The organism is Falsiroseomonas sp. E2-1-a20, assembly GCF_051433195.1.
Lineage (GTDB): Bacteria > Pseudomonadota > Alphaproteobacteria > Acetobacterales > Acetobacteraceae > Falsiroseomonas.
Genome location: NZ_JBHMFT010000027.1, coordinates 47,394 through 61,604 on the forward strand (window position 1 = coordinate 47,394; position 14,211 = coordinate 61,604).

At 70.0% G+C, this 14,211-nt stretch carries 12 protein-coding genes; 4 read left to right on the plus strand and 8 right to left on the minus strand.

The annotated features are described in order from the left end of the window. Window positions 1-147: 147 nt before the first annotated feature. Both ACFHPP_RS23910 and trxB read right to left on the minus strand, forming a co-directional pair. On the minus strand, window positions 148-1,056 hold the full coding sequence (locus tag ACFHPP_RS23910; RefSeq protein ID WP_430670716.1) for a LysR family transcriptional regulator: 909 nt from the start codon (window positions 1,054-1,056) through the stop codon (window positions 148-150). Between the two features lie 130 nt (window positions 1,057-1,186). Continuing rightward, complete coding sequence (trxB, locus tag ACFHPP_RS23915) at window positions 1,187-2,158, minus strand: thioredoxin-disulfide reductase (protein WP_437165752.1); 972 nt, start codon at window positions 2,156-2,158, stop codon at window positions 1,187-1,189. A 180-nt stretch (window positions 2,159-2,338) separates the two neighbouring features. On the opposite strand from trxB, the gene ACFHPP_RS23920 reads away from it, so the two are divergent. Together ACFHPP_RS23920 and ACFHPP_RS23925 are read left to right on the plus strand one after the other, a co-directional pair. Beyond that, window positions 2,339-2,827: an Lrp/AsnC family transcriptional regulator gene (locus tag ACFHPP_RS23920; RefSeq protein WP_430670714.1), complete on the plus strand. Its 489-nt coding sequence runs from the start codon at window positions 2,339-2,341 to the stop codon at window positions 2,825-2,827. Continuing rightward, the gene (locus tag ACFHPP_RS23925; protein ID WP_437165753.1) at window positions 2,824-4,155 is read left to right on the plus strand and encodes a hypothetical protein; all 1,332 of its coding nucleotides are present in this window, start codon (window positions 2,824-2,826) and stop codon (window positions 4,153-4,155) included. The genes ACFHPP_RS23920 and ACFHPP_RS23925 overlap by 4 nt, the downstream gene beginning before the upstream one ends. A 6-nt stretch (window positions 4,156-4,161) precedes the next feature. Here ACFHPP_RS23925 and ACFHPP_RS23930 read toward each other — a convergent pair whose 3' ends face one another. From ACFHPP_RS23930 to carA, 6 genes are all read right to left on the minus strand, one after another. After that, entirely contained in the window at window positions 4,162-5,406 is a 1,245-nt protein-coding gene (locus ACFHPP_RS23930; RefSeq protein ID WP_437165754.1) for a threonine ammonia-lyase, read from the minus strand. Window positions 5,407-5,410: 4 nt separating this feature from the next. Further along, window positions 5,411-5,884 (minus strand): transcription elongation factor GreA, encoded by a 474-nt coding sequence (gene greA, locus ACFHPP_RS23935; protein ID WP_437165755.1) that lies wholly within the window; start codon window positions 5,882-5,884, stop codon window positions 5,411-5,413. Between the two features lie 149 nt (window positions 5,885-6,033). Continuing rightward, a complete protein-coding gene (carB, locus tag ACFHPP_RS23940; protein ID WP_437165756.1) occupies window positions 6,034-9,279 on the minus strand; it encodes a carbamoyl-phosphate synthase large subunit in 3,246 nt (1,081 codons plus the stop codon). Window positions 9,280-9,281: 2 nt separating this feature from the next. Then, entirely contained in the window at window positions 9,282-9,548 is a 267-nt protein-coding gene (locus tag ACFHPP_RS23945) for a hypothetical protein (protein ID WP_437165757.1), read from the minus strand. Beyond that, the gene (locus tag ACFHPP_RS23950) at window positions 9,545-10,180 is read right to left on the minus strand and encodes a LysE family translocator (RefSeq protein WP_437165758.1); all 636 of its coding nucleotides are present in this window, start codon (window positions 10,178-10,180) and stop codon (window positions 9,545-9,547) included. The genes ACFHPP_RS23945 and ACFHPP_RS23950 overlap by 4 nt, the downstream gene beginning before the upstream one ends. Window positions 10,181-10,187: 7 nt before the next feature. After that, window positions 10,188-11,576: a glutamine-hydrolyzing carbamoyl-phosphate synthase small subunit gene (gene carA / locus ACFHPP_RS23955; RefSeq protein ID WP_437165759.1), complete on the minus strand. Its 1,389-nt coding sequence runs from the start codon at window positions 11,574-11,576 to the stop codon at window positions 10,188-10,190. Between the two features lie 109 nt (window positions 11,577-11,685). Here carA and ACFHPP_RS23960 point away from each other — a divergent pair, with 109 nt between their 5' ends. Continuing rightward, entirely contained in the window at window positions 11,686-12,150 is a 465-nt protein-coding gene (locus ACFHPP_RS23960; RefSeq protein ID WP_437165760.1) for a GatB/YqeY domain-containing protein, read from the plus strand. Window positions 12,151-12,211: 61 nt separating this feature from the next. Then, window positions 12,212-14,065 carry a DNA primase gene (dnaG, locus tag ACFHPP_RS23965; RefSeq protein ID WP_437165761.1) on the plus strand — a complete coding sequence of 618 codons (1,854 nt, stop codon included), beginning with the start codon at window positions 12,212-12,214 and terminating at the stop codon, window positions 14,063-14,065. The last annotated feature ends 146 nt before the right edge of the window (window positions 14,066-14,211 follow it).

Consider the following 14,211-nt stretch of genomic DNA (forward strand, 5'->3'; position numbering starts at 1 on the left):
ATCCAGCGTCGCCGCCGGAACACCCCAAATATAGTCGCCCGCGCGACCTTCGGTTGAGTGAATTGGCGCTACCCGATATGCGGGAAATGCATGGAGCCAGATTTGCTACTCAAAAATGACAGGACTGCGGCGTTTCGCGACGCGCTCTCAGCTCGCCGCCTGCATTCTTGCAGGAAGCGCAAGTTCCGAGACGAGGAAGTCGCGGAACACCGCCACCCGCTTTGAGTGCCGCAGTTCCTCCGGATAGACGAAATAGGCCTCGATCCGCGGCGCCTTGAGGTCCGGCAGCACCTGCACCAGCCCATCCAGTTCCTCGCCCATGTAGTCGGGCAGGGCCGCGATGCCGAGGCCGCTGCGCACGGCGGCCAGGATGCCCGGAAGGCTGTTCATCTCCAGCACCGCGCGGCGCGTGGAACCCGGCCGGCGCCCGGCTTCCTGCAGCCAGTTCACGCTTTCGACCGGGGGTCGGTAGTCGCCATAGACGATCATCCGGTGGGCATCGAGGTCCTCGGCCCGCATCGGCATCCCGGCGGTCTTCAGGTAGTCCGGGGAGCCACAGACGCGCCAGCCGAAGGTGCCGAGGTTGCGCTGGATCAGGTCCGGCTGGCGCGGCGGATGCAGGCGGATGGCGACATCCGCTTCCCGCATCGCGAGGTCCAGATCGGCATCGTCCAGCACCACGGTCAGCGTCACGTCGGGGTGCAGCGCCATGAAGCGGCGCAGGCGGGGGGCCAGCCAGACGCTGCCGAAGCCGGTGGTGGTGGTGACCTTCAGCCGGCCGGTCGGCCGTTCCCGGCTTTCGGTCAGCAGCGCCTCGGTCATCGCCAGCTTGGCGAAAACCTCCCGCACCGCGCGGTTCAGCGTCTCCCCCTGCTCGGTGAGGATCAGCCCGCGCGCGTGGCGGTGGAACAGGGGGACGGAAAGCGCTTCCTCCAGCGCCTGGATCTGGCGTGAGACGGCGGATTGCGACAGATTCAGCGTCTCGCCGGCATGGGTGAAGGACCCCGCCTCGGCGACCGCATGGAAAACCCGCAGCTTGTCCCAATCCAGCGGCATGCCCGCGGTGATTCCCTGCTTTGACGTCATGGCAAGCTGCCACGCAACCCGTCGGCCTGGGTAGCATGACAATGCGGCATCGCGCGTTTTTTTCCCGGCGCGACCCCCCGCAAAGCGAAGTTTTTCGCGATCAGGCGGCTGCGACGTCCACCGCAGGCAGGTGCGCCAGGAATTTCTCGGCCTCCAGCGCCGCCATGCAGCCGGTGCCGGCCGCGGTGACCGCCTGGCGGAACACCTTGTCCTGCACGTCGCCGGCCGCGAAGACACCGGGCAGGCTGGTCTGCGTGGTGCCGGGGGTGGTGCGGATGTAGCCATCCTCATCCATGGCGATCTGGCCGCGGAACAGGGCGGTGGCCGGGTCGTGGCCGATGGCGACGAACAGGCCATGCACCGGCAATTCGGTGCGCGCCCCGGTCTTCAGGTTGCGCAGCGCCAGGCCACGGGCCACCGGCACCCGGCCGCTGTCATCCGCCAGCACCTGCTCCACCGCCGTATCCCAGATGACGGAGACGTTAGGCCGCTCGAACAGCCGGTGCTGCAGGATCTTCTCGGACCGCAGGCTGTCGCGGCGGTGGATCAGCGTGACGTGCCGCGCCAGGTTGGACAGGTACAGCGCCTCCTCCGTCGCCGAATTGCCGCCGCCGACCACGGCGACATCTTTTCCGCGATAGAAGAAGCCGTCGCAGGTGGCGCAGGCGGAGACGCCGAAGCCGGACAATTCCTTCTCGCCGGGGATGTTCAGCCAGCGCGCCTGCGCGCCCGTGGCGATCACCAGGGATTCGGCCTCGTACACGTCGCCCGAATCGCCCGTGGCGAGGAACGGCCGGCGCCCGAGATCGACGGAGGTGATCACGTCCTGCACCACCTCCGCGCCCACATGGGTGGCCTGCGCCTGCATCTGGTCCATCAGCCAGGGGCCCTGGATCGGCTCGGCAAAACCCGGAAAATTCTCGACCTCCGTCGTGATGGTCAACTGGCCGCCCGGCTGCAGCCCGGCCACCACCATCGGCTTCAGCCCGGCGCGGGCGGCGTAGATGGCGGCGGTGTAGCCGGCGGGGCCGGCGCCGAGGATGAGCAGGCGGGTGCGGCGGGTTTGGGACACGGGCTTCGATCCGGCAGAAATGAACCTTCCTGGTCCATATCGGCCGCCGGGCCCCGCGGCTCAAGCCCGGCGTGGCGTGCCTGCGGCGTCGGAGTGGATTCGTCGGCCCGCGTCTTGTAGATCGCCGAGGCCGAAAGGATATTGCGTCGCGCACGCCGAATGGGACACGCCAGCATCGCCATGACCGAACCACCCGCCCCGGACATCGACGAGGTCGACCGCCACATCCTGGCGGAGCTCCAGGCCGATGGCCGGATGACCAATGTCGAACTCGCCCGCCGCGTCGGCCTTTCCGCCCCGCCCTGCCTGCGCCGGGTGCGGCGGCTGGAGGAACAGGGCGTGATCCGCGGCTACCACGCCGATCTCGACCCGCAGGTGCTGGGCTGGGAGATCACCTTCTTCGCCCTGGTCGGCCTGGAAACCCAGAAGCAGGCGGTCCTCCAGGCCTTCGAGGCGATGGTCTGCGAATGGCCGGAGGTGCGCGAATGCCACATGATCCGCGGCGGCGGCGACTTCATGCTGCGCCTGGTGGCGCGCGACACCGCGCATGAGAACGCCCTGACCTCCCGCCTCACCGGCGCTGCCAGCGTGCTGCGGGTGCAGACCTTGCAGACCATCCGCACCACCAAGGATGAAAGCGGCGTGCCGGTGGAGGGCGTGCCGGCTTGACGCTGCGGGCTGCCCTTCTGCTGGCCGGCCTGCTGTGGCCCATGTTGGTTTGGCCCGGCGTGGCGGCGGCTGTCGAGCCGCCTGCGTTGGCGTCCTGCCCGCCCGGGCTGCCGGCCACCACGCAATGCTGGCGCGGCCGGGACGCCAACGGCGCCTTCCTGCTGCTGGCGCGGCCGGAAAACTGGCATGGCGGGCTGGTCACCCATGTCTATGGCGGCCCCCGCATGTCGGCGCCCGCCGCCGACAGCACGGATGAGGATCTGCTGCGCTACTCCGAATTCCTGGCGGAAGGCTGGGCCTGGGCCTCCACCTCCCGCCGTCGCGCCGGCTTCGGCATCCGCTCCGGCGGCGAGGATGCGCTGGCGGCGCGGCGCATCGCCGGCGAGGTGCTGGGCTCCGTCCGCTTCAGCCTGCTGCACGGCCAGAGCTGGGGCGGTGCCGTCGCCGCCAAGGCGATCGAGACGCTGAACGAAGCCGGGCAGGACGGCACCCGCCCCTGGCAGGCCGCGCTGCTGACCTCCGCCGTGCTGGCCGGCCCGACGCGGGCCTACGACATGCGGGTGGACCTGCGCGCGGCCTGGCAGGCGATCTGCGGCACGCATCCGCGGCCGGAGGAGCCGCAATACCTCGTGACCCTCGGCCTGGCGCGCGGCCAGCGGATGACGCGGGAGGAGCTGATGTCCCGCTACCTGGCCTGCACCGGCGCCGATTTGGCGCCGGAGGCGCGGACCCCGGCGCAGCGCCGTGCCCTGGCGGACCTCTCGGCCGCCAGCCGGGTGCCGGAGGCCGCGATCCCGGCGCACCTGGTCTGGGCCACCATGGTCTTCGCCGATATCGGCTGGCGGCTGATGGAGGGGCGCAGCGCCTTCGGCAACCGCGACGTGCGCTATGCCGGCACCTCCGACGATGCCGGGCTGAACGCCCGCATCCCGCGCATCGTGCCGGATGCCGATGCCGCGGCGCGGCTGGCGGCCGATGGCGACCCCACCGGCGCCGTGGCCATCCCGGTGCTGACCCTGCACGGAATCGGCGACATGACGGTGTTCGTGGAGCACCAGTCGGCGTACCGGGAGACGCTGGAGCGCGCCGGCAACGGCCATCTGCTGCTGCAGGTCTTCACCGACGAGATCGAGCATTCCAAGCTGTCCGGCCCGATCTACGCCGCCGCCGCCGCAGCGCTGCGTAGCTGGGCCGAGACGCGCCGCCGGCCGGGCGCCGCCGAATTGCAGGGGCGCTGCGAGGCCAGCGCCATCACCACCCTCGGCCCCTGCCGCATCCTGCCGGACTACCGGCCGCAGCCCTGGGAGGCGCGGGTCAACCCGCGCTGAGGCCGGCTATCCCCGCCGGACCACGTAGTCCGCCGCCTGCAACGCCGCGATGATCGCGTTGCCCTGGCGGCCGTCGCGCACCTCCACCATCAGGTACAGCTCGGTGCTCTGCACCGTCGGCGCGCCGAACAGCTGCTGGTGGTTCACCTCGATCACGTTGCCGCCGAGGGCCGAGATGCGGCCGGCGATGTCGGCCAGCACGCCGGGGCGGTCCGGGATGTCGAAATGCAGGCGCAGGATCCGGCCATCGCGCAGCAGCTGCCGCAGCAGCACGTTGGACAGGGCGCGGGCATCGATGTTGCCGCCGCAGATCGGGATGCCGACGGATTTGCCGGCGAAACGCTCGGGATGCGCCAATAATGCGGCGACGCCGGCCGCCCCGGCGCCCTCCGCCACCAGCTTGGCGCCCTCCGCCAGCAGGGCGATGGCCTGTTCCACGCTGCGCTCCGGCGCCAGCACCACCTCGATCCCATGCGCCTTGAGCCAGGCAAAGGGCACCTCGCCCACGTCGCGCACCGCGATGCCCTCGGCCACGGTCGGCCCACCGACGGAGACCGGCTGGCCGGCCAGGCGCTGGGCCATGGCGGGATAGCCCTCGACCTCCACCCCCACCACGGTGATGCCGGGCCGCAGTTCCAGCGCCGCCGCGGCGCAGCCGGTCAGCAGCCCGCCGCCGCCGACCGGGATCACCAGCACGTCGAGGTCCGGGAAATCCTCGAGCATCTCCAGCGCGCAGGTGCCCTGGCCGGCAATCACGGCAGGGTCGTCATAGGGGTGGACGAAGGTCAGGCCTTCGCGCAGCGCCAGTTCATGGGCATGGGCCGCGGCTTCCGCCAGGCTTTCGCCCTGCAGCACCACCCGGGAGCCCCAGCCCTCGGTGCGCGTCACCTTGGTGGCCGGGGTGAAGCGCGGCATGACGATGGTGGCGGCGATGCCGGCCAGCGCGGCATGGCGCGCCACCGCCTGGGCATGGTTGCCGGCCGACATGGCGATGACACCCGCGGCACGTTCCCGCGGCGTCAGCAGCGCGATGCGGTTGGCCGCGCCGCGTTCCTTGAAGGCGCCGGTGGCCTGGAGGTTGTCGAGCTTGAGGTGCACCCGCGCCCCGGTCGCCCGGGACAGCGCATCGCAATATATCGTCGGCGTGCGCAGCACCGCGCCGCGGATGCGGGCGGCGGCGGCCCGCACATCGGCGAGCGTGATGGACGGCCCCGCGGGGGGCTCCACCGCCAGGGCGCGAACGGGTGTCATGGCGTCAGGCGAAGCGGACGCCGGCGATCTCGTACACCTTGGCGCCGCCCGGGGCCGGCACCTCGACGCTGTCGCCCACCGCCTTGCCGATCAGCGCCTTGGCGAGCGGCGAGGAAATGGAGATGGAGCCGTTCTTCATGTCGGCCTCATAGGCGCCGACGATGCGGTAGGTCTTCTCATCCTCCGTCTCCTCGTCCACCACCGTCACATGCGCGCCGAAGCGCACCTGGTTGCCGGACAGCTTGGAGGTGTCGATGACCTCGACGGAGGGGATGATCGATTCGAGCTCGGCGATACGGCCCTCGATAAAGGACTGTCGTTCCCGCGCCGCATGGTATTCGGCATTCTCGGAGAGGTCGCCATGCGCCCGCGCCTCGGCGATGGCGCGGATCACGGCCGGTCGTTCTTCGACCTTGAGCTGGCGCAGCTCCTCCGTCAGCCGGTCCAGCCCTTCCGCGGTCATGGGGAACTTCTGCACGTCGCGTCCTTCCTCCGGGCACCCCGGCCCGCCCTGCTGTTGGCCGCCGCCTGGCCGGAGCCAGGGCGGGACGACCACATGCAAGCAGATTGCGGGCTGCACTGAAACAGGCGAGGCGGGGACAGGATGATGATCCCGTCCCCGCCCGCTCAGAATGAACGCGTGAAATAGGCCTGGAGCGGGGTTACATCAAGGGTTCCGCCCTTCAAGGCCGCGATGGCGTGCACCGCGGCCCGCGCGCCGGCCAGCGTCGTGTAGTGCGGCACGCCGTGTGTCAGGGCGCTGCGGCGGATGTCGAAGCTGTCGGACACCGTCTGGCCGCCGCTGGCGGTGTTGATGACAAGCTGGATGGCGTCCGACTTGATGGCGTCCACGCAATGCGGACGCCCCTCCGCCACCTTGTTGACCACCGTGCAGTCCAGCCCAACCTCCCGCAGCCGCGCGGCGGTGCCGCGGGTGGCAAGGACCCGAAAACCCATCTCCAGCAGCCGGCGGGCCAGGGTGATGGCGCCCGTCTTGTCGCTGTCCTTGACCGAGAGGAAGGCGGTACCGGATTCCGGCAGCTTCACGCCCGCGCCCATCTGCGACTTCAGGAAGGCCTTCTCGAAGGACAGGTCGAGGCCCATCACCTCCCCGGTCGACTTCATCTCCGGCCCCAGGATGACATCGACGTTGGGGAAGCGGTTGAAGGGGAACACCGCCTCCTTCACCGCCACGTGGCGCGACACCGCCGTGTCATCCAGCCCGAAGGTCTTCAGATGCGCGCCGGCCATCACCAGCGCGCCGATCTTGGCCACCGCGATGCCCGTCGCCTTGGCGACGAAGGGCGCGGTGCGGCTAGCGCGGGGGTTCACCTCCAGCACGAAGATCTCGCCGTCCTTCACCGCATACTGCACGTTCATCAGGCCCTTGACCTTGAGGGCCTTGGCCATCGCCTCCGTCTCCGCCTTCAGCTCCGTGATGATGGCGGGCGGCAGGGAATAGGGCGGCAGGGAACAGGCGCTGTCGCCGGAATGGATGCCGGCTTCCTCGATATGCTCCATCACGCCGGCGACGTAGACATCGCCTGTCTCGTCCGCGATGCAGTCCACATCGACCTCGATCGCATCGGCCAGGTACTGGTCGATCAGGATCGGGTTGTCGCCCGAAACCTTCACCGCCTCCGCCCCGAAGCGGCGCAGCTGTTCGCGGTTGTAGGCGATCTCCATGGCACGGCCGCCCAGCACGTAGGAGGGACGCACCACCACCGGGTAGCCGATGCGCTCGGCCTCCACCATCGCCTCGTCCAGCGTACGGGAGATGCCGTTCTGCGGCTGCTTCAGGCCCAGCGACTTGAGCAGCAATTGGAAGCGCTCGCGGTCCTCGGCGATATCGATGGCTTCGGCCGATGTACCGAGGATCGGGATGCCGGCCTTGTGCAGCGCCTGGGACAGCTTGAGCGGGGTCTGCCCGCCATACTGCACGATGCAGCCGAGCAGCGTGCCCGCCTCCTGCTCCTTGCGGCAGATGGCGATGACGTCCTCCGCCGTCAGCGGCTCGAAATACAGGCGGTCGGAGGTGTCGTAGTCCGTGCTGACGGTCTCGGGGTTGCAGTTGACCATGATGGTCTCGTAGCCGGCGTCACGCAGCGCGTAGCAGGCATGGACGCAGCAATAGTCGAACTCGATGCCCTGGCCGATGCGGTTCGGCCCGCCGCCGAGGATGATGATCTTTTCCCGGTTCGTCGGCCGTGCCTCGCAGGCCGGCGCGCCGAAGCCGCCCTCATAGGTCGAGTACATGTAGGGCGTGTCGGAGGCGAATTCCGCCGCGCAGGTGTCGATGCGCTTGAACACGGCATGCACGCCCAAGGCATGGCGTGCCGCGAAGACCTGTGCCTCGGTCTTGCTGGTGAGCTTGGCCAGCCGCGTATCGGCGAAGCCGAGCGCCTTCAACGCGCGGAACCCATCGGCGGTCGTCGGCAGCCCCTCCGCCTTCACGCGCGCCTCGGCGTCGACGATCCGGGAAATCTCGCGGATGAACCAGGGGTCGAAGCGGCAGGCCTCGTGAATTTCCTCCACCGACATGCCGGCGCGCAGCGCCTGCGCCACCACCAGCGCACGGTCCGGCTTCGGCGTGGCGAGGGATGTGCGGATGGCGGCGTGCGAGCCATCGCCGGGCACCTCGATCTCGTCAAGGCCGGTCAGCCCGGTCTCCAGCCCGCGCAGGCCCTTCTGCAAGGCCTCCGCGAAGCTGCGCCCGATGGCCATGGTCTCGCCGACCGATTTCATCGACGTGGTCAGGGTCGCCGGCGTGCCGGGGAACTTCTCGAAGGTGAAGCGCGGGATCTTCACCACCACGTAGTCGATCGTCGGCTCGAAGCTGGCCGGCGTCACCATGGTGATGTCGTTCTTCAGCTCGTCCAGCGTGTAGCCCACCGCCAGCTTCGCGGCGATCTTGGCGATCGGGAAGCCCGTGGCCTTGGACGCCAGCGCGGAGGAGCGGCTGACGCGCGGGTTCATCTCGATGACCACCATGCGGCCATCTGCGGGGTTGATGCCGAACTGCACGTTGGACCCGCCGGTGTCGACGCCGATTTCCCGCAGGCAGGCGATGCTGGCATCGCGCATTCGCTGGTATTCCTTGTCGGTCAGCGTCAGCGCCGGGGCGATGGTGACGCTGTCCCCGGTGTGCACGCCCATCGGGTCCAGGTTCTCGATGGAGCAGATGATGATGCAGTTGTCCGCGCTGTCGCGGACCACCTCCATCTCAAACTCCTTCCAGCCCAGCACGCTTTCCTCGACCAGCACTTCCGTGGTCATGGAAGCGGACAGGCCGGCGGCGACGATCTGCTCGAATTCCTCGCGGTTGTAGGCGATGCCGCCGCCGGTGCCGCCGAGGGTGAAGGAGGGGCGGATGACGCAGGGCAGGCCGACCAGGTCCAGCCCGGCGCGGGCTTCCTCCATCGAATGCGCGATGGCGGATTTCGGGCTCTCGATGCCGATCTTCGACATGGCGTCGCGGAACTTCAGCCGGTCCTCCGCCTTGTCGATCACCTCCGCCTTGGCGCCGATCAGCTCGCAGCCGTATTTCGTCAGGATCCCGGCGGCGTCCAGCTTCAGCGCGGTGTTCAGCGCGGTCTGGCCGCCCATGGTCGGCAGCAGCGCATCCGGGCGTTCCTTGGCGATGATCTTCTCGACCATCTCCACCGTGATCGGCTCGATGTAGGTCGCATCCGCCAGGCCCGGATCGGTCATGATCGTGGCCGGGTTGGAGTTCACCAAAATGACACGAAAGCCCTCCGCGCGCAGCGCCTTGCAGGCCTGCGCGCCGGAATAGTCGAACTCGCAGGCCTGGCCGATGACGATCGGGCCGGCGCCGATGATGAGGATGGACTTGATGTCGGTGCGCTTCGGCATGGTCAGGTTCCGTTCGAATGCGTCTGGCGCCGCGCGCTCAGCAGCAGCAGCGGCAGGATCAGCAGGTGGGGGATGCCCCAGAAGGCGAGGGCGAGCGGCGCCGCCTCGCCGATCATCAGCGTGGTCGCGCCATGCACCAGCACGGACAGCGCGAAGGCGCCGAGCGCCGCGCGCATCGGCGGCATCAGCCGGCGTAGCGAGGAGGCGACGGCGAACAGCACCAGGCCGGAATAGGCGAGCGCGAACAGCCCGAAGGCGAGGTCGTTCATGTGGCCCGGCTCTCCGTTGCCAGCTTCACCGCCAGCAGCGCCAGCGCGCCGCCGAGCACCCAGCGCTGCACCGCCATCCAGGTCGGGTTGGCGCCGAGGAAGCGCGCCGCCCCCGCCGCCCCCCAGACCAGCACCGCGTCCCACGCCGTGCAGATGGTGATCTGCACGAAGCCGAGGATGGCGGCCTGGAGGAACAGGTTGCCGCGCTCCGGGTCGAGGAAGGGCGGCAGCACCGCCATGTAGAACAGCGCCACCTTCGGGTTCAGCGCCGCGGTCGCGAAGCCGACCCAGAACAGCCGCGCGCGCGGCTCCCGCGGCATAGGCCGGGCGGCGAATATGGGCTGTCCACCGGGCCGCACGCTCTGCCAGGCCAGGAACAGCAGGTAGCCCGCGCCACCAATTCGCAGGATGTCCCAGGCATAGGGCACCGCCAGCAGCGCCGCGGTGATGCCGGCGGCGGCGCAGACCATGATGGTGAAGGAGCCGAACTGGCACCCCACCAGCGAGACCATCCCCGCCCCGGTGCCCTGCGCGAGCGACCGGGACATGAGGTACAGCATGTTCGGCCCCGGCGTGACCGCGAGGCCGAGCGACAGGACGGCGAAGACAAGGAAGGTCTCGGGGGAGGGCATCGCCCCGTCATCCCGCCTTGTGCGTCTCGATCATCCCCACGAAGCGGCGGAACAGGTGGTGGCTGTCCGTCGGCCCCGGGCTGGCTTCCGGGTGGTACTGCACGGAAAACGCCGGCCGCGTGGAACTGGCGATGCCCTCGTTCGAGCCATCGAACAGGCTGCGATGCGTCACCGTCACGCCGTCCGGCAGGCTGGCATCGTCCACAGCGAAGCCGTGGTTCTGGCTGGTGATCTCCACCTTGCCCGTCGCCAGTTCCTTCACCGGCTGGTTGGCGCCGCGGTGGCCGAGGTCCAGCTTGTAGGTCCTGGCCCCCAGCGCCAGCGCCAGGAGCTGGTGGCCGAGGCAGATGCCGAACACCGGCAGGCCGGTCTCCAGCACGCCCCGGATCGCCGGCACCGCGTATTCACCAGTTGCCGCCGGATCACCCGGGCCGTTCGACAGGAACACGCCATCCGGCTTGTGGGACAGGATGTCCTCGGCGGTCGCGGTCGCCGGCACCACCGTCACGGCGCAGCCGGCGGCGGCCAGGCAGCGCAGGATGTTGCGCTTGGCGCCATAATCCACCGCGACGACCTTGTACCGCGGCGCGTCCTGCCGGCCGTAGCCCTCGCCCCAGGCCCATTCCGTCTCGTCCCAGGCGTAGGATTGCCGGGTCGAGACCTCGCGCGCCAGGTCCATCCCCTCCAGCCCCGGCCAGCCCTTGGCCTGCGCCACCAGCGCCGGGATGTCGAAGCGGCCATCCGCCGGATGCGCCAGCACGCCGTTCGGCGCGCCCCCATCGCGGATGCGCACCGTTAGCGCCCGCGTGTCGATGCCCGCGATGCCGGGCACGCCATGCGACTTCAGCCAGTCATCCAGGTGCCGCGTGGCGCGGTAGTTGGAGGGCTCCGTGATGTCCTGCTTGACGATCAGGCCGCGCGCGGCGGGGGTGATCGCCTCGATATCCTCGGCATTCGCGCCGACATTGCCGATATGCGGGAAGGTGAAGCAGATGGTCTGCCCGGCGTAGGAGGGATCGGTCAGTACCTCCTGGTACCCGGTCATGGAGGTGTTGAAGCAGATCTCGGCCACCGTGGTCGCCTGCGCGCCGAAGCCGCGGCCCCAAAACACGCTGCCATCGGCCAGCACCAGCGCGGCGGTCGCGCCGGCGGGCACGTTGTTGGCCGGGGTAGGCTCTGCGGTCTGCGTCACGGCGGGGGTCTCCTTGCGGGTGGTCTCGCCCTGCGGCAGTTCGGCGAGCGGCAGGCCGGTCGCGGCCATGATGGCGGCCCAATGCTTCGGCGGCACGGCGCGGGACTGGCGCCACTTGCGCACCGCCTCCGTGCCGATGCCAAGCCGCCCTGCCGCGGCATCCGGGCCGCCCATCAGGGCGATGATCTCTTCGACGGTTCGCATGGCGCCAGATATGTGGGAATTGTGTTCCCAGGACAAGCCGAATGCGGGCCTGGGAAGATTTTTCCCAGACGCGACGCCGTGCTACAGGCGCGCCACAAGGAGAACCCCCATGGCCGACGACCTCCGCACCCGTTTCACCGCCGAGCTGAAGACATCGATGCTGGCCAAGGATGCCGCCCGCACGTCCAGCCTGCGGATGATCACCGCCAAGCTCAAGGACGCCGACATCGCCGCCCGCCCCTCCGGCGTCGACAAGGTTCCGGACGACCAGGTCATCGCCATGCTGCGCGGCATGGTGAAGTCCCGCGCCGAGAGCGCCGCGCTGTACCGCCAGGGCAACCGCCTGGACCTGGCGGAGAAGGAGGAGGCCGAGATCGCCGTGATCGAGGGCTTCCTGCCGCAGCAGATGGACGAGGCCGCCATGGCCGCCGCCGTCGACGCCGCGGTGGCGGAAGCCGGTGCGACCAGCGTCAAGGACATGGGGAAGGTCATGGCCCTGCTTCGCGCGCAGCACGGCGCGGTGATGGACATGGCCAAGGCCGGTCCGCTGGTGAAATCTCGCCTCGGCGCATAGCCGAAAAAGATGCCCAAACGCTTGACGCGAGTGCCCCCGGCGCGCTGAACACAGGGGCAGCATGGCGCTGCCCCCCAACTTCCTCGAGGAACTTCGCGCGCGCACCCCGCTGGCGCCGCTGATCCAGCGGAAGACCCGGCTGACGAAGTCCGGCCGCAACTGGAAGGGCTGCTGCCCCTTCCATGGCGAGAAGACGCCATCTTTCTACGTCTATGACGACCACTTCCACTGCTTCGGCTGCGGCGCGCATGGCGATGCCATCAGCTTCGTCATGCAGGCCGAGGGGCAGACCTTCCCCGAAGCCGTGGAACGCCTGGCCGCCGAGGCCGGCTTGCAGATCCCGAAGGCCACGCCCGAGGCCGCCGCGCGCGAACGCCGCGCCCGTGACCTGCATGGCGTGCTGGAAGCGGTGGAGGCCGCCTTCCGCCGCCGCCTGCGCCTGGCGGAGGGCGCGGAGGCGCTGGCCTACCTCAAGCGGCGCGGCCTGACCGAGGAGACGATCGAGCGCTTCGGCCTCGGCTGGTCCGGCGCCGGCCGCGGCGTCCTCGCCGCCGAACTCAAGGCGGAGGGCATCACCCAGGGCCAGCTGGTGGAGGCCGGGCTGCTGCGTGAACGCGAGGGCGGGGAGGGCACGACCGACCTGTTCTTCAACCGCGTCATCTTCCCGATCCGCGACCGCCGCGGCCGCACCATCTCCTTCGGCGGCCGCATCCTGGGCGATGGCCAGCCGAAATACGTCAACGGACCGGAGACCGGGTTGTTTTCCAAGCGCCGGCAGCTCTACGGCCTGGACCTGGCGCGGGAGGGCGCCTTCCGCGGCGCCAAGGTGGCGGTGGTGGAGGGCTACATGGATGTCATCGCCCTGCACCAGGCCGGATTCCACGCCGCCGTCGCGCCGCTCGGCACGGCGCTGACGGCGGAGCAGATGGAGGAGCTGTGGCGCCTGACGCCGGAGCCGGTGCTTTGCTTCGACGGCGATGCCGCCGGTGGCCGCGCCGCCGCGCGCGCCGCGGAAGCCGCGCTGCCCTTGCTGACGCCGGACCGCACGCTGCGGCTGGCGACGCTGCCGCAGGGGGAGGACCCGGACACGCTGGTCTCCCGCGGCGGCCCCGCCGCCTTCAACGCGGTGCTGGACGGCGCGCGGCCCTTGTCGGAGGCGCTGTTCGCGCTGCTGACCGAAGGCCGCCCCGCCACCACGCCGGAACAGCGCGCGGCGCTGCGCAATCGCCTGGCGGAGGTCGCGGCGCTGATCCCGGACAAGTCGCTGGCGGCGGAGTATCGCCGCAGCCTGATGGACCGCTTCTTCGCCGCGACGCGCACGCCGATGGGCCGCAACGGCACGCCCGGCCGCAAGCCGCCGGCGCCGCCGCGCAACCGCCCGGCCATCACCCTGGCCCGCACCCGGTCCGCCCAGGCCACGGCGCTGCTCGCCATCACGCTGCGCCATCCCTGGCTGCTGGCGGAGGTCGAGGAATGCTTCGCCGCGGTCGATCTCGGCGAGGCGCGTCTGGAGGCGTGCCGCACGCTGGTCCAGGCCTTCCTGGCGGAGGGCCGCGAACTTGACTCGGCGCTTCTGATGGACCAACTCGCCGGCCGAGGAATGGCGGAACTGGCGACGGGATTGCTGCGGGGGCCAGGGCTGCCGGAAGCGGCCGGCGTGGACGCCCAGCCAAGCGATGCGCTGGACGCCTGGTGGCACTTCTACGGCCTTCTGCGCGGCGAAGCCGAATTGGAGGAAGACCGGGGCGAGGCGCAGCGCGCCTGGGTCGAGGCGACCGACGCGGCGGCCCAGACCCGGGCCCAGCAACGCCTGATCCGGCTGAACCTGACCCTGGCGGCGCTGCGTCGGGGTGAGTGGACGGAGGCGGGGGGCGAGGATGCCGGCCTCCCGGCCCCGATCTCAAGTGGTCATTAGCCGGATGGCCAGGCGGCAGATACGACGTGGCTTGGATTGGGGTGGCGAATTCGCGCAGGCCGGGTGTGGCGCCAGCCGCATCTCGCCACGGCGCCGTTGACGGAGCGGGAACAGGCATGGCGAGCAAGGCCGCGAATGGCGCCGAT